Source organism: Nocardia terpenica, assembly GCF_013186535.1.
Lineage (GTDB): Bacteria > Actinomycetota > Actinomycetes > Mycobacteriales > Mycobacteriaceae > Nocardia > Nocardia terpenica.
In genome coordinates this window covers 2,035,399-2,050,622 of the sequence record NZ_JABMCZ010000003.1, presented here as the reverse complement: position 1 = coordinate 2,050,622, position 15,224 = coordinate 2,035,399, and the positions used below count along the sequence as shown (strand labels likewise).

Sequence of the window (15,224 nt, the reverse complement as noted above, 5' to 3'; positions counted from 1 at the left end):
CGGGCCTCGGCGATATACGTTGCGCCACACCCGAACACGCGGACCGAAGTCGTCCTACCATTGGGGGCATGCGAATCGCTGCCGCGCAGGCTCGCCCGGCCTGGCTGGATCCCGTGGCCGGGACGAAGATCGTCGTCGACTGGCTGACCCGGGCGGCGGCCAATGCGGTGGACCTCATCGCGTTTCCGGAGACATTCCTGTCCGGATATCCGATCTGGCTGGCCCCGACCGGCGGCGCGCGGTTCGACGATCCGGTCCAAAAGGCCGCTTACGCATACTATTCGGAGGCCGCGGTCACCCTCGACGGCCCGCACCTGGCCACCGTGCGGGAGGCGGTCGCCGATCTCGGGGTGTTCTGCTACCTCGGCATCACCGAGCGGGTTCGCGGCACGGTGTATTGCACGCTGGTGGCCATCGATCCCGTTCGCGGCGTGGTGAGTACGCACCGCAAGCTGATGCCGACCCACGAGGAGCGCATGGTCTGGGGCATCGGCGACGGGCACGGGCTGCGCACGCACGAGGTCGGCGGGTTCCGGGCCGGGGGCCTGTCCTGCTGGGAGAACTGGATGCCGCAGGCCCGCCACGCCCTGTACGCCGACGGCGAGACGCTGCACATCTCCGTCTGGCCGGGCTCGACCCGCAATACCGCCGACATCACCAGGTTCGTCGCCCTGGAGGGCCGGGTGTACTCCCTGGCCGCCAGCGCGGTCCTCGACTATGCCGACGTGCCTCCCGATTTCCCGCTCCACGACGAGCTGCAACTGCTCGACACCCCGGCCGGTTACGACGGCGGCTCGGCCATCGCCGCCCCGGACGGCAGCTGGCTCATCGAGCCGGTGGTCGGCGAGGAGCGCCTGGTCGTCGCCGATATCGACCCGGCCGCGGTCCTGCGCGAACGCCAGAATTTCGACCCCACCGGCCACTACGCCCGCCCCGATGTCTTCGCGGTGACCGTCGACCGCCGCCGCCGCACATCGGCCACCTTCGTGGACTGACACCAAAAGGTGGGCCCCATCGAGCGAGGCCCACCTTTTGCCCTCATCGAGACGCTACGTGAGCGTCACGTCATCTACGTAATAGGTGCCCTGGCCGTACCAGCCGTGGACCCAGACGGTCACGGTGGTGGTCGAGGCGCCCGTGCTGAACTTGGTCGAAACCTGCTGGTACGCACCGTTGGTGGTCGCCGACCAGGTGGAGGCGTCGGTGGTGCCGGTGTTGTTCACGCCGAGGTAGACGTAGTTGCCGTTCACCCACGCCGACAGGGTGTAGGTGTGGTTGGGCCGGACGGTCACCTGCTGCGAGCACTGGGCGTTGTCGCTCGAACTCGCCGCACCCGCCAGCGCGTACTTGCCGCCGCGCACCGGATTCGTGACGACCGAACCGAGGTTGCCGTCACAGGTCCACGGCGTCAGCGCACCCGTCTCGAAATCCCCGTTGGCCAGGCCGGTATTGCTCGGCGGGGTCGTCGTGGGCGGGGCGGTGGTCGTCGTGGTCGGCGGGGCGGTCGTGGTGGTGGTCGGCGGTGTCGTCGTCGGAGGCGTGGTGGGCGTGGTGGTCGGCGGAGTCGTGCAACCCGACGACGGCCCGCCGTTCACATCGTTGACCACGTCGTTGAACAGCGTGGTCCCCGGATCCAGGTCCTCCAGCGAGTACATCATCGCGCCGCCGAGCCCCTTGCAGTGCAGGTAATCCGACTTGGCCTGGATGGACTGCGGCGAATCACCGCCCCACCAGTTCGTGCCGTCGTAGAAGTACGCGCCCTGAGCCGTGCTGTCGTAGAACGTATCCGACGGATTGTCGACAACCCCGCTGAGCTCCTTGTACATTCGGATGCCCGCCACATTCCCGGACAGCGGCGCACCGGGCGCCGGTCCCGAAGCGGGTTGGAACAGACCGTGGTTGCTCCCCGCCTGCACTCCCGTCCAACCGCGGTAGTAGAACGGGAATCCGACCGTCAGCTTATTGGCCGGGAACCCGCCGGGAATCCCGTACGAGCCGTCCCCCGTGGTCCACGCGGTGACCGCCTCGTCGATGTTGTACTTCGCGTTGCCCGGCGCCACCGGAGTCATCGGATCGTCCGGGCGGCTGTAGATGGGGTCCTGGAAGTTGGTGGGGCCGGTCGCTTCCCAGCCGCCGTGCATGTCATAGGTCATGACATTCCCGAAATCCAGGTACTGGCCCAGCTTGTCGGTCTCGTAGTTGCGAATCTTGTCCTGCCCGGCCGACAGCGCCGCGGTCAGCGCGTAGTGCTTGTTGTCGGCCTGGCCCTGCGCGTCCAGCTCGGAGCGGAATTCCGCTGCCAGCGCGGTGAAATTCGCCTTGTCGTTCGGGCTCGAGTGATTGCCGAGATGCCCGCCGCCGCCCGGGTACTCCCAGTCCAGGTCGACGCCGTCGAAGATGCCCGCGCCGGTGCCCGGCCCGCCGTATCCGTTCTGCGAGGGCAGGTTTCCCTTGAAGAACATGTCGATGCAGGAGGACACGAACTTCTTCCGGGCCGCATCGCTGGCGGAGACGTCGGAGAAGTACTTCGAATAGGTCCAGCCGCCGATGGACAGCAGCACCTTCAGGTTCGGATGCTTGGCCTTGAGCTCCTTGAGCTGCTTGAAGTTTCCGACGATGGGATCGTTGTAGGCGTCGGCGGTGCCGTCGACGCTGGTGCTCGCGTCGAAGGTCTTTCCGTAGTCGGCGAACGAATCCCCGGCTCCGTCACCGGCATTCGGATCGTTCTCGTTCTGGTCGGCGGCCTTGGTGGCCTCGAAGCAGGTGAGATTGACCGGGTCGATGTTCTCGAAGTCGTACATCATGTAGTCGAGCTTGTCGGCAATGCCCTCGCTATCCACCTGTTTGAGGTAGAAGGCATTCTCGTAGACCGACCATTGATCGTAGTAGGCGACCTTGATACCGCCGGTTGTCGCGGCCGCCGGAGCGGTGGTGTGGACAGGCGCGGCGTGGGTTATCCCCAACGCCGTCGACGCGCCGATCACCACACTCGCGACCGACGCGACCAACGCCGAATATTTCGTCGTCCACATGGGGTTCCTCCCTTGGGGTGACGGTTGATCGGTTACCTCGCGCAACCGGAATGGCGTTGCTGGCCAAGCTTTTCCACGCGCATCGTCCACCACGACATCCACTGCCCGATCCCGCGCGAACACATCCCGCCGGGGCGGGCACACGGGAATCGAGAACCGTTGTACGAGCGGAAGTCCCGTCGGCAGCTGCGCGGATTCGCTACCACGAATTGGACAACCGAATAAATGATGGCATGATCGGCGATCCGGCCGTAGCGGATAGCTCAGAGTTCGGAAAGCTTTCATGCCGATCAGATTCGTGAGCGGTCGTTGTCATGTGGGCGCCCGAAACGAGCACCATCCGGGCATCCGGGGGCGGTCGGCAGGTCACGGTGCTGCGCGACATGGTCATCGGAGAATGAACCGAACGGTCGGATAGATAAATTTTCGATTCGATATTGATCGCGCAAAGTGTTGCGCGGCAGTGCCCGTGCAAGTCCTCCGCGCCGGTTCTAGCCTGACGGGCATGTGTGTCAATGAGATCTTGCCCGCGGCAACCGAAATGCTCACCGTGCTGCCCCCGGACGTGGCGCGCGATCTGCTCGGCGTCTTCGAGCGCGCGCCCGACCTGACCGCCGCCGATCTGACGGCATTCCGGAACGCGGCCGCCGACGCCACGCACGCACAACTGCTGCACCTGCGGAGCGTGGCCCGCGGCCTCGCCCCGTCCCTCCCGGAACCCCTCCCCGAGCGACTGGCCGCATTCACCGCCGCGCCGACGACACCCGCCCTGACCGCCGTCTTCGACGCCTTCCTGGAGGTCGCCCTGCGCCCCTGCTGACGCCTGCCCGCCGCCGGACGCCCGGGCGACCTCGCACGCGATCGACTGCCCGTCAGGACCTTACGAAGTAGGAATCCCGTCGCGCCGCGCCGCCTTCCCGCCCATCAGCAGCGCGATCAACCCCAGCACGAGCACCACCGCGAACTTCTTGGACACCCGACGCCCATCCCGCTGTTCCTCCACGAATCCTCGCTCCCTTCTCCGTATTCCGCTGCGCCCCAACCTTCAACGCATCAATACGAATTCGTCACCATCGCCGGTGCGGATTGGCGCCGCATACGACCCGAGGTAACGTGGCGATCGAACGAGCACCATCGGATCGGAATCATGGTAGTGCACAATACATTTGAGCTTACAGACGCGGTTTCACCGGAACGCGGGACCGGTTGCGGAGTGGGCATATGACCAGGAAAGCCGAGGCCGACGGGCGACGGCGCACCAGCGATCCCGAATCCATTCGCATCTGGGCCGACGCCATCGCCGGTAAGGCGGGCGAGGGGTATCGGGTTGAACGCGAGCCGAATCCACCCTACGGCTGGAATCTGTTCGACCCCGCGGGCGCCCTCGTGTGCAGCGGCAGCCTGGACCGGCTCGAGCTGTGGGTGCTCCGCCGCAACACGCAAGCGCCCGATTGCTCCGCCGACGGCTACAGCGGCTGAATTCGTGTTGTCGCTGGGCTTGACGGCCGTGGCTGGTGGGTGGGGTACATCTGGTGGGTGCGGTATCCGCAAGGCGGTGGGCTGACCGCCGAGCGACGGATGTTGCGGGAGCGGTTGCGGCTGGAAGCCGCGGACGCTTTCGCCCGGGGCGAGGACAATGCGGTGATCGCCCACCGGCTGCGAGTCAGCGTGCGGTCGGTGCAACGGTGGCGCCAGGCGTGGGGATCGGCGGGGCGGGAAGCGTTGCGGTCCAAGGGCCCCGCGTCGCTGCCGTTGCTGTCCGACGAACAGTTCCAGGTACTCGAACACGAGCTGGCCAAGGGCCCGGCCGAGCACGGCTGGCCGGACCAGAAATGGACTCTGGCCAGGATCAAGACCGTGATCGGGCGCCGGTTCCACATCTCCTACACGATCAAGGGGGTGTCGTTGTTGTTGCACCGGCACGGGTGGAGCCGTCAGCAACCTGCCCGCCGGGCGGTCGAACGCGACGACGCGGCGGTCGCGACGTGGGTGAAGGACGTGTGGCCGCACGTAAAACCGCCGCGGCGGCGCTCGGAGCCTGGGTCGTGTTCGAAGACGAAGCCGGGTTCACGATGACGCCGCCGACCGCACGGACCTGGGCGCCACGCGGGCACACCCCGATCGTGCGGGTCCGGGGCCGAACCACCCGCCGGATATCGATCGCCGCGCTGACCTGCTACAAGCCCGGCCATCGGTCCCGGCTGATCTGGCGACCGTATCGGCACGACCGAAATAGTTCGGGCAGGAAGAGCTTCGCCTGGACCGACTACCGGGACCTGCTCATCGCCGCCCACCGGCAACTCGGCGGGCCGATCGTGGTCTGCTGGGACAACCTCAACACCCACCTCACCGCCGGCATGCGCCGATTCGTCACCGGCCACGACTGGCTCACTGTCTACCAACTGCCCGCCTACGCGCCCGATCTGAATCCGACCGAAGGCATCTGGTCACTACTGCGGCGAGGCCGGCTGGCCAACCGCATCATCACCGACCCCGACCACCTCATGCGCATCGTGCGCAGCGACCTGCACCGCATCGGCTACCACCCCAACCTGATCGACGGCTGCCTCACCGCAACCGGACTCACACCCACCCCGAAACGATCATGACGACAACACGAAATCAGCCTCTGTAGCCGACGAATCCGCCGAATCGGCACACATCCTTCCCACCCTCGGCCCCGAATCACAGTGCGAGGCAAGAGCCTCGATCGAGGCCCGATCCACGGGCAGGGAAAAGGAAGCAAGGTAGCAAGAGTGTTCATCGGTACCCATGTCGGCTCGCGGCAGGTGGCGATACTGCGCCCCATCGAAACGGAAGGCGCGCTGGTCGCCGCCACAACCTCTCCGTCCTCCCATCCGTTCTTATTACTAGTCCCCCCGGGGGCGGGGGGTACCCGTGTGCGACTAGCAAATCCATAGCTGGAAACCATGTGAAACCCGTTGTCCTCGAGGTCCTTACGTGACCGATCGACCCTTCGCTGGTAGGAATGGAACTGGCCGGTTCCCTTTTGCGGACGTCGGGTCCGCTCGGCGAAGGAGCATTCATGGCACTACCGAAGATCGCGGTGGAAGAGGCGTTTCATCAGCCGGACGAGGTCGCTCGAATCCTGGCCGATGAGCGGAAGTTTCAGCAGATTTGCGCGCAAGCGGGGCTGACTCCCGAGTTCTATCGGCCCCGCTTGGAGCGACTGGCCGACTTCGGCGAGGCGCGGCTGAAAACCATGGACGCGGGCGGGGTTCAGCACGCGGTGCTGTCGCTGACCGCACCGGGAATCCAGGCCATCCTCGACCCCCGCGAGGCCACCGACGAGGCCGAGCGAGCCAACGATCTCCTCGCCCGGGAGATCGCGCGGAACCCGGACCGGTATTCCGGATTCGCGGCCGTGGCGCTGCAAGACCCGGCGCGCGCGATCGCCGAGTTGCGGCGCGGCATCGGCGAACTCGGATTCAAGGGCGTCATGATCAACGGGTACACCACTGTGGGGTCGCCCGAGCGCGGGGCATATCTCGACGAGCCGCAGTTCGACGAGTTTCTCGCGGCCGTCACCGAATTGGATGTTCCGCTGTACCTGCACCCGCGCCCGGCGCTACCCGGCTGGGGCGCCATCGACGGGCATCCCGAATTACTCGGCGCCACCTGGGGTTTCGGGCCGGAGACGGCGACCCATGTGCTACGCCTGATCTTCGGCGGCGTCTTCGACCGGCACCCACGGCTGAAACTGATCCTCGGCCATCTCGGCGAGGGACTACCGGCGCTGCTGTGGCGCACCCAGTACAATTTCGATCTCAATCCGTTCGGCAAACGCATCGAACGGACTCTGCCCGAGTACTTCTCGGACAATATCTGGCTCACCACCAGCGGCAATTTCTCCGATCAGGCGCTGCTCAACGCGCTCACCACGGTCGGCGCGGACCATGTGCTGTTCTCCGTCGACTATCCGTACGCCGATACCGAACTCGCCGCGCGGTGGATCGAGAACACCCCGATCAGCGAATCCGATCGGCGCAAGATCGCCAGCGGCAATGCCTGCGCACTACTCGGACTGCCGGAGCCGAAGAATCCTCCGAACTGACCGTTCGCACAACCCCTATCGGCGGCGTACCCCGATGGGCGGAGCATTTCAGGACGGTATTCGTCTGAGCGTCACTTGCTGCTCATCCTCGCGATACATGCTGGGCTGCACCCGGGCCGCGGCCGAGGGCAGTCTGGCCGCAGCCACAGTCCCGCCGTGATCGCGAGGAATACCCATGCGTGGAATCTCCGGAGTACGTCGAGTCTTATCCGTCTTGGCCGGGGCGACAGCCCTGGCCGCGGCCACGGCGGCGGTGCCGACCACCGCCGCCGCGGCCGCCGTGCCGACGTTCGATCACATCGTCCTGGTGATGTTCGAGAACCAGGGATACGACAACATCATCGGCAGTTCCGATGCTCCGACCTTCAACCGGCTCGCGAACGGCGGTGCGCTGTTCACCGATTCGCATGCCATCACCCATCCCAGCGAACCCAACTACATCGCCCTGTTCTCCGGTGATACGCAGGGCGTCACCGACGACAGCTGCCCGAACGACTTCACCGGCGTGGACAATCTCGGCAACCAGCTGATCACCTCGGGCCGGAAGTTCGTGGGCTACTCCGAGTCGATGCCGAACGCCGGATACACCGGTTGCAGCGGCGCCAACGGGCTGTATCGGCGCAAGCACAACGGCTGGGTGAACTTCGACAATGTCCCGGCCGAGGCGAACCAGCCCTACTCCGCCTTCCCGAGCGACTTCTCCCAGCTGCCGACGGTCTCGTTCGTGAGCCCGAACATGTGCAACGACATCCACGACTGCCCCGTCGCCACCGGCGACACCTGGTTGCAGCAGAATCTGGCCGGATACGCCGACTGGGCCAAGGCCAACAACAGCCTGCTCGTCATCACCTTCGACGAGGACGAGGGCACCGACGTCAACCGCATACCGACCATCTTCTACGGCGCGAACGTGCACACCGGCCAGTACGACGAGCAGATCAACCACTACTCGGTGCTGCGCACCATCGAGGACGCCTACGGCCTTCCGGCGCTGGCCAATGCGGGCGGCGCCGCCGCCGTCACCGACGTCTGGGGCCCGGGCCTGCGCTGATCATCCGATCGCGGCATCCAGGGCGGCCTGGCCGCCGACCACCGGGAAGGTGACCCGGGTGCCGGTCAGGTCGACGGTGAAGCCGGGGCCGGGCTTGGGGAGCAGGGTGAATTCGTTGTCGCTGGACACAATCACCACGCCCAGTTGATGTCCGGACGCGAGCACATAGTCGTGCGGCTCCATCGACAACCCGACCCGGTATTCGTCGCCCGGGGTGATCGGGGTGGTCTCGCTGATCGAGTCACGATTCTGCGGGTCCACCCAGCCCCGGGTGACGATCCGGGCGGTGCCGTCGGGCGCCCGATCCACCAGCAGCGCGGTCACATTCGCCGCCGGGCGCTTGAACGACATCCGGAAGTCGACGCGTACCGCGCCGCTGACCCGCAGATCGGCCGCGGTGGGTTGGGAGTAGTAGGCCAGCCGATTCGGCGAATCGGGCGCGGCGACGAGGTCGGCGGCGAGGATGGTGGCGTCGTCGTCGAGGGATTCGGTGACGGGGTCGCCGCCGCGGAAGGTGTCGGCCGGGGCGAGCCCGCCCGCGGTATTGCCGCCGGGCCGCAGCACCGCGGTCGCGTCGGCGGTGCCGGGCGCGGGCCAGTCGGGCTCGTCCACCCAGGACAGGTCCTCGCGCTGGATGGTGGCCTTGGGCTCCCTGTCGATGCCGTTGTCGACACCCAGCAGGTACTTGGCGAACCAGCGGTCGACGGTGCGCAGCCATTCGTCCCTGCGCAGGCCGATCGGGTCGACGTGACCGGACTGGTGCAGCCAGATCTTGTGCGGCACACCTCGTTTCGCCAGCGCCTCGTACCACTGCGCGACATTGCGGGTCTTGACGTTGAAGTCGTTGAGGCCGTGCACGGCCAGCACGGCGGCGTGTACGTCGCCGACGCCGTTCAGGTAGTTGCGCTCGTCCCAGAACGGGCTGTAGTCGCCGGTGAGGCGGTCCTCGCGCTGCTCGATCCGGTCGATCTCCGGTGTGCAGACGTCCCGATCGTCGCGGGTGTAAACGTATTTGGCGAGAATGTCGAGGTCCTCGCCCTGGTAGGTGCCGGGGGCGACGACCGCCCCGGCCGCGCGGTAGTAGTCGTACCAGTTGCTGATCGCGCCGATGGGCACGATCGCCTCCAGGCCGGGCACGCCGGTGGCGGCCACGGCATTGGGCAGGGTGCCGTTGTAGGACACGCCCATCATGGCGACTTTGCCTGTGGCCCAATCGGCTACGACCGGGTTGCCCTGTTCGTCGCGTGCGGTGGCGCGGCCGTTGAGCCAGTCGATCGGGGCCCGCGCGCCGATGGTCTCGTTGCGGCCGCCGGAGGTCGGGCAGCCGGTGGACTTGCCCGTGCCCAGCGATTCGCCGTACATGACGGCGAAGCCGCGGGACAGGAAGAAGTCCTCGTACTGCCAGCTGATGCGGCCCGCGGACAGGGTGATGCCGTTCACCGCGAGCTCGTCGGCGGTCCGGTCGTCGCGCACCGGGCCGGGCGGCAGCGCCTGGCGCGCCTCGGGCCCGCCGGGCACGTAGAGCTCGACGTCCACGGTGTGATTGGTGACCGGATTACCGCCGGAGAAGTACGGACTGGCCTGGTAGACAACCGGAAGCTTCCCGGTGGCCTGCGCCGGGCGCACCACCTGGATGTGCACCTCGTCGTCCTTGCCCGCCCCGTCGCTGTCCACCGGCGCACGCACCCACAGATCCTGCCGAACCACATCGGCGGGATCGAACACCGGCTGGGCCTCGCCGTCGGCTACGACGGGCCCGGCCGGTGCCGCCGCGGCCGCGGGCGCGCCGGGGAGGATCAGCACGGCGGCCGCGGCGAGCAGAACCATCCTGAGTACCATGGCCCCTCCTGGTCGTCCCACATGCCGTTGGGCACACGAAATACCCACTGCCCCAACGGATTTGCTTCACACCCATGGTAGATGGACGAATGCCCGGTTTGGTTCGTTCCGGCGAAATGGACGAATCGACCCCTAAGATCGGTCGGCGGTGACGGCTCGCCGAGTGTCCTCGGCGAGCAGATCGAGGTTGATCTGCGCCCCCGCGAAGGCCCCCGCCGCGGCCGCGCCACCCACCTGGGCGGACAGGTCGGTGATGTTGCCCGCGACCCAGATGCCGGGCGCCTCGGTGCGGCCGGTGGGGTCGGCGGGGACGTGTTCGCCTGTGCCGCTGGGGTGTTCGACCGCCTTCAGGCCCAGGGGCGCGAGCGCCTCGGCACGGGCGAGCATGCGGGACGGGACGGCCAGCACCTCGCGGGCGACGATCGTGCCGTCGCCCATGCGCACCCCCGTCAGCCGGTCGGCGTCGGTCTCGACCACGGCCACCTCGCCGGTGACCACCCGAATGCCCCGCGCCGCAAGCTGTTCCGCCTGTTCGCCGGTCGGCGCGTCCAGGTGGCGCGGGAAGTACACGATGTCGTCGCTCCACTGCCGCCACAGCAGGGCCCCGTGCACCGCCATCGGGGACGCGCCGATGATGCCGATGGGCCGATCGCGCGCCTCCCAGCCGTGGCAGTAGGGGCAGTGCAGCACGTCGCGGCCCCAACGTGCGTGCAGGCCAGGGATTTCCGGCAGCGCGTCCACCAGCCCGGTGGCGACCAGCAGGCGGCGCGCACGGGTGGCGCGGCCGTCGGCCAGGGTCACGACCACCTCCTGCCGACGACCATGCCGCCCATCCGCTACGGTGGCAAACCTACTTGCCACTCTGGCAAAGTAGATGCATGGACGACGAGATCGGTACGGCATTGGACGCCGTCGGCCCCCGCCTCCGGGAGCTGCGCCGACAGCGCGAGACCACGCTCGCCGAGCTGTCGGCGGCGACCGGCATCTCGGTCAGCACCCTGTCCCGGCTGGAGTCGGGCGGGCGGCGGCCGACGCTGGAGCAGCTGCTCCCCCTGGCCCGGGCGCACGGCGTCACCCTCGACGAGCTCGTCGACGCCCCCTTCACCGGCGACCCGCGCGTGCACCTGCGCCCGCTCGCCGCGCACGGCATGACGATGCTGCCCCTGACCCGCCGCGCGGGCGGCGTCCAGGCATTCAAGATCGTCATCCCCGCCGACGGCCGCCGCGGCGACCCCGACCCCCGCACCCACGAGGGCTACGAGTGGCTGTACGTCCTCAACGGCCGCCTCCGCCTGATCCTCGGCGACCACGACCTGATCCTGAAGCCCGGCGAGGCAGCCGAATTCGACACCCGCCTGCCGCACTGGTTCGGCCCGGCCGACGCCCGGCCCGTCGAATTCCTCAGCCTGTTCGGCAAACAGGGCGAGCGCGCCCACCTCCGCGCCCGGTCGATTCCGGCCAAGAGCACGCCGAAATGACGGGACCCAGGAAGCGGTAACGCCTCGGGTGGGCCTGCCGATGATTCCTCGGAATCGCTGGCGAATTGTGTTCGAGGAAGAGGGGTCTGGTGTTGGGGCGTCGGTCGACGATGCGAACGATCGCGGCTGCGGCGGCAACCGCGGTGCTCACGGGCTTGTCGGTAACGACCGGGATCGGTACCGGCGCCGCGCAGACCACCGATCCGATCATGGCCGCCAAACAGTTGCTCGCATCGCCGGTTTCGGCCGACGGGTCGAAGATCAGTCACTTCTACATCCGCAACGACCGGCATATCACGCTGCGCGTCTATTCGGCGGCCATGGCGCAGGACATCACCGTCGACGTGCAGCGGCCCGCCGACACCTCCGCGCCGCGGCCGGTGCTGTATCTGCTCAACGGCGGCGGGGGCGGCGAGGATCTGGCCACCTGGCAACGCAATACCGATGTGGTGCCGTTCCTGGAGAAGCAGAACGTCAATGTGATTCAGCCGATCGGCGGGGCGTGGAGTTATTACACCGACTGGATCAAAGACGATCCGGTGCTGGGCCGCAACAAGTGGACCACCTTCTTCACCGAGGAACTGCCGCCGCTGGTCGACGGTGCGCTGGGCACCAGCGGCAACAATGCCATCGCGGGCCTGTCGATGGCCGGAACCTCGGTGCTGTCCCTGGCGACGGCCAAGCCCGACCTGTATCGCAGCGTCGCCTCCTACAGCGGCTGCGCGCAGACCAGCGACCCGCTGGGCAAGCGGGTGGTGAAGACCATCGTCGAGGTGTACGGCCAGGGCGACCCGCTCAATATGTGGGGCCCCGACACCGATCCCGAATGGGTCATCAACGATCCCTACGCGAATGCCGAAAAGCTCCGCGGAATCAACCTTTTCATCTCCTCCGGCACCGGCCTCCCCGGCCCGCACGACACCCTCGACAGCCCGTTCCTCATCACCCCCGGCCCGGCCGCACTGGCGAACGAGATCGTGGTCGGCGGCCTCATCGAAGCAGGCGCCAACGCCTGCTCCCACAACCTCCAAACCCGCCTCGACCAACTCGGCATCCCCGCCACCTACGATTTCACCCCCACCGGAACCCACTCCTGGGGCTACTGGCAGGACGCCTTCATGAAGTCCTGGCCGTCCCTGGCGCAGGGGATGGGGTTGTAGCGTCAGTCTTCCGGCAGCGGAATGAGTTCGAGGTGGTCGCTGGGTGCGGTCTCGGTGCATTTCACCCGGTCGGCCACCATGCTCACCCCGCCCGTGTGCGCGACCAACCAGGTGCCGCACACACAGCGCAAATAGCGGATCGAGCCGTGTTTGGACACCGGCATCGGCGAGGGCCAGGAGCAAGCGGGGCATGCGGCGGACATGGGCGCTAAGCCTGGGGAACGACGGCCGCGGTTGCAATCACCTGCGCGGCGTGGCGGCAAACTTTCCGTAAATCGCCGTGGCCGAATCAGATCAGGGGCCTGTTGTTTCGGATGCGGCGGCGCACATCGCGAATCAGGTAGTGGGTGGGGGCGAAGCGGAGGAAGCGGGGGATGAAGCGGTTCACGAAACCTACGAAGAGGAACAGGTTTTCGAAGCGGCGCTGGTCGGTGGGGGTCCAGGGGACGTTCATGTGGTCGCGGAACCAGGGGCCGAGGAAACCGGCGGTGAGGAAGCGGAGCAGGCCGCCGAACAGGATGCGCAGGGACCAGTGGATCATGCGCAGGTGCAGCAGGTCGTCGAGGTAGGCGCGGACCTTGTCGTCGGGGATCGCCTGCGCCGCGGCCTCGTTCCAGTAGGCGTCGAAGTCGGCGCGGGTGGCGGGCCACAGGGTCGCGGGCACCTGGAGGGTGGTGCCGAGGGGTGCCGCGGTGGCGTAGAACGCCTCGGCCTGTTCGGGATTCATCTTGCCGTGCAGTAGCTGGTAGGAGTCCTCGAAGCCGATGTAGAGGCAGGCCGCCACCCACAGTTGCAGGTCGCGGTCGAAGGCGTTGTAGCGGACCGGCGCGCCCGGCTCCGACTTGACCTGGCGGTGGGCCACATTCACCGCCTCCCGGAACGCGCGCTTGTCCTCCTCGGTGCCCAGGATGGCGACGGCCAGGTACGAGGCGGTGGTGCGCAGCCGCTTCCACGGGTGCACCATCAGCGCGCCGGATTCGACCCCGCTGTCGACGACGCCGTGGCCCACGCCGGGGCGCGCCATCTGCATGGCGACGTTCGCGGCGGCCCCGGCGAACTGCCAGAAATCGAGCGCGTCCGACAGCCGCGGCGGGCGCTTGGTCGCCGTGCGATGGATCGCCGGGATGCGGATGCGGGTCTGCTCGGCGGTCGGTACCGACATGGCCGACTCCTTGGACAGAGTGTGAATGACCATCAACTTAACTCGCGTTCTTCTGCTGGTCAATCACTCTTGCGCTGAGAATGGTCGATAACATACGCTCTCAGCCCAAGACGCTCGAACGTGACGTGGCACACACCTCGGCGCGGGAAGGAGGTGGCTCGGCATGCTGCGAATGCTGGACAGGTTCCTGGGCTACGAGATGAAGGTCTCGGAGTTCCTGGGGACGCTGATCATTCTCGCGATCCCCTACGGCCTGATCGGTGTGGTCTGGACGCTCACCCACACCGCGCACCTGCGGCACCTGCACGGCATCGATGTGCCGATCTCGTTCCTCGGTTCGATCGTGTGCTGGCCCGTGCTCACCTTCTCGAATGTGTGCATGACGTGATGGCGCTGGTGTGGCTCATCGACATCCTGGTGATCGGGGTGAAGGTCCTCGGTGGGCGGATACCGGTGCATCCCGTTCTCCGCTACGGCCTCTGGGTCGCGGTGCTGGCGACGCTGGCCGCCGGGATCGCCGTGCTGGCGGGATTGCTTGTGCTGCTGAACCATTGGCTGACCACCTCGGTGGCGGTGCCGTCGTGACCGCGACCGAGCCGGGCGAGCTGGCCAGGATCACCGCCGCCGTGTCGGGGCTGTGGCGGCGTCATCCGCAGCGGTCGCTGGAAACGCTCGGGCGGCAGGTGCTGCTGGGCCGGGAGGCGTTCGCGCAGTTGCTGCTGTCGATGGCGCGGCGGCGATTCCCGTTCCAGGAGTTCGTGAAGCAGTGCGCGTTCATGGCGAACGTCTCCGCCGCGCCCACGGTGTTCGTGGCGATTCCGATCGCGGTGGTGGTGTCCATTCAGGTCGGAGCCCTCGTGAATCAGGTCGGCGCGACGACTTTCATCGGCGCGGTGGCCGGGCTGGGGATCATCCGCCAGGGCGCGCCGCTGGTGTCGGCGCTGATGATCGCGGGCGCGGTGGGGTCGGCGATCTGCGCGGATCTGGGCTCGCGCACCATCCGCGAGGAGATCGACGCCATGCGGGTGATGGGCGTGGATCCGGTGCGGCGGCTGGTGACGCCCCGGCTCGCGGCGGCGGTGCTGGTGAGCGTCCTGCTGTGCGGCTTCGTCGTTTTCGTGGGTTTCGCGACGGCGTATCTGTTCAATGTGTATGCCCAGCACGGCACGCCGGGGTCGTTCATCGGGTCGTTCGCGTCGTTCGCGGTGGCGGGCGATCTCGGTGTGGCGCTGGTGAAGGCCGCGATCTTCGGTGCGCTGACCGCGATCATCTGCTGCGACACCGGCTTACACGCGCGCGGCGGTCCCGGCGGGGTGGCGAATGCGGTGAACTCGGCGGTGGTGAGTTCGGCGCTGCTGCTGTTCGCCACCAATATCGGGCTCACCCAGCTGTACAACACGTTCTTCCCGACGAAGGTGGTGTGAGCG

At 67.3% G+C, this 15,224-nt stretch carries 17 protein-coding genes; 11 read left to right on the top strand and 6 right to left on the bottom strand.

Annotation, left to right across the window (positions count from 1 at the left end):
* Window positions 1-68 precede the first annotated feature (68 nt).
* On the top strand, window positions 69-995 hold the full coding sequence (locus HPY32_RS31040) for a carbon-nitrogen hydrolase family protein (protein ID WP_067578174.1): 927 nt from the start codon (window positions 69-71) through the stop codon (window positions 993-995).
* 54 nt (window positions 996-1,049) lie between these two features.
* Here the strand turns inward: HPY32_RS31040 and HPY32_RS31035 are convergent, their stop codons facing one another.
* Window positions 1,050-3,032, bottom strand: coding sequence for a glycosyl hydrolase family 18 protein (locus tag HPY32_RS31035; protein ID WP_067578172.1), 1,983 nt, complete (start codon window positions 3,030-3,032; stop codon window positions 1,050-1,052).
* A 505-nt stretch (window positions 3,033-3,537) separates the two neighbouring features.
* Between HPY32_RS31035 and HPY32_RS31030 the strand changes: the two genes are divergently transcribed.
* Window positions 3,538-3,852, top strand: a complete 315-nt coding sequence (locus HPY32_RS31030; protein WP_156673868.1) for a hypothetical protein — start codon at window positions 3,538-3,540, stop codon at window positions 3,850-3,852.
* A 60-nt stretch (window positions 3,853-3,912) separates the two neighbouring features.
* Here the strand turns inward: HPY32_RS31030 and HPY32_RS45835 are convergent, their stop codons facing one another.
* Entirely contained in the window at window positions 3,913-4,035 is a 123-nt protein-coding gene (locus HPY32_RS45835; RefSeq protein WP_267466608.1) for a hypothetical protein, read from the bottom strand.
* Between the two features lie 218 nt (window positions 4,036-4,253).
* On the opposite strand from HPY32_RS45835, the gene HPY32_RS31025 reads away from it, so the two are divergent.
* The 4 genes from HPY32_RS31025 (at window position 4,254) to HPY32_RS31005 (ending at window position 8,158) form a co-directional block, all read left to right on the top strand.
* A complete protein-coding gene (locus tag HPY32_RS31025) occupies window positions 4,254-4,511 on the top strand; it encodes a hypothetical protein (RefSeq protein WP_067578168.1) in 258 nt (85 codons plus the stop codon).
* Between the two features lie 57 nt (window positions 4,512-4,568).
* A protein-coding gene (locus HPY32_RS46865; protein ID WP_444939652.1) for an IS630 family transposase occupies window positions 4,569-5,641 on the top strand; the annotation gives its coding sequence in 2 pieces (ribosomal slippage) (window positions 4,569-5,106 and window positions 5,106-5,641; 1,074 coding nt in all).
* A 437-nt stretch (window positions 5,642-6,078) separates the two neighbouring features.
* Window positions 6,079-7,107, top strand: a complete 1,029-nt coding sequence (locus tag HPY32_RS31010) for an amidohydrolase family protein (protein WP_171983126.1) — start codon at window positions 6,079-6,081, stop codon at window positions 7,105-7,107.
* A 175-nt stretch (window positions 7,108-7,282) separates the two neighbouring features.
* Complete coding sequence (locus tag HPY32_RS31005) at window positions 7,283-8,158, top strand: alkaline phosphatase family protein (RefSeq protein ID WP_067578166.1); 876 nt, start codon at window positions 7,283-7,285, stop codon at window positions 8,156-8,158.
* On the opposite strand, the gene HPY32_RS31000 is transcribed toward HPY32_RS31005, so the two are convergent.
* Entirely contained in the window at window positions 8,159-9,997 is a 1,839-nt protein-coding gene (locus HPY32_RS31000) for a Xaa-Pro dipeptidyl-peptidase (RefSeq protein ID WP_067578163.1), read from the bottom strand.
* 132 nt (window positions 9,998-10,129) lie between these two features.
* A complete protein-coding gene (locus HPY32_RS30995) occupies window positions 10,130-10,798 on the bottom strand; it encodes an FAD-dependent oxidoreductase (protein ID WP_309247558.1) in 669 nt (222 codons plus the stop codon).
* A gap of 77 nt (window positions 10,799-10,875) precedes the next feature.
* On the opposite strand from HPY32_RS30995, the gene HPY32_RS30990 reads away from it, so the two are divergent.
* A complete protein-coding gene (locus tag HPY32_RS30990; protein WP_067578159.1) occupies window positions 10,876-11,475 on the top strand; it encodes a helix-turn-helix domain-containing protein in 600 nt (199 codons plus the stop codon).
* A 110-nt stretch (window positions 11,476-11,585) separates the two neighbouring features.
* Window positions 11,586-12,635: an alpha/beta hydrolase gene (locus tag HPY32_RS30985; RefSeq protein ID WP_067578157.1), complete on the top strand. Its 1,050-nt coding sequence runs from the start codon at window positions 11,586-11,588 to the stop codon at window positions 12,633-12,635.
* 2 nt (window positions 12,636-12,637) lie between these two features.
* Here HPY32_RS30985 and HPY32_RS30980 read toward each other — a convergent pair whose 3' ends face one another.
* On the bottom strand, window positions 12,638-12,799 hold the full coding sequence (locus HPY32_RS30980) for a hypothetical protein (RefSeq protein WP_156673867.1): 162 nt from the start codon (window positions 12,797-12,799) through the stop codon (window positions 12,638-12,640).
* A gap of 125 nt (window positions 12,800-12,924) precedes the next feature.
* Window positions 12,925-13,797, bottom strand: a complete 873-nt coding sequence (locus HPY32_RS30975; RefSeq protein WP_231951310.1) for an oxygenase MpaB family protein — start codon at window positions 13,795-13,797, stop codon at window positions 12,925-12,927.
* 163 nt (window positions 13,798-13,960) lie between these two features.
* On the opposite strand from HPY32_RS30975, the gene HPY32_RS30970 reads away from it, so the two are divergent.
* From HPY32_RS30970 to HPY32_RS30960, 3 genes are read left to right on the top strand one after another with little or no spacing between them, the layout of a single operon-like run.
* Entirely contained in the window at window positions 13,961-14,185 is a 225-nt protein-coding gene (locus HPY32_RS30970) for a hypothetical protein (protein ID WP_067578153.1), read from the top strand.
* Window positions 14,173-14,382, top strand: coding sequence for a hypothetical protein (locus HPY32_RS30965; RefSeq protein WP_067578151.1), 210 nt, complete (start codon window positions 14,173-14,175; stop codon window positions 14,380-14,382). The genes HPY32_RS30970 and HPY32_RS30965 overlap by 13 nt, the downstream gene beginning before the upstream one ends.
* The gene (locus HPY32_RS30960; RefSeq protein WP_067578148.1) at window positions 14,379-15,221 is read left to right on the top strand and encodes an MlaE family ABC transporter permease; all 843 of its coding nucleotides are present in this window, start codon (window positions 14,379-14,381) and stop codon (window positions 15,219-15,221) included. Before HPY32_RS30965 ends, HPY32_RS30960 begins: the two co-directional genes overlap by 4 nt.
* Window positions 15,222-15,224: the final 3 nt, after the last annotated feature.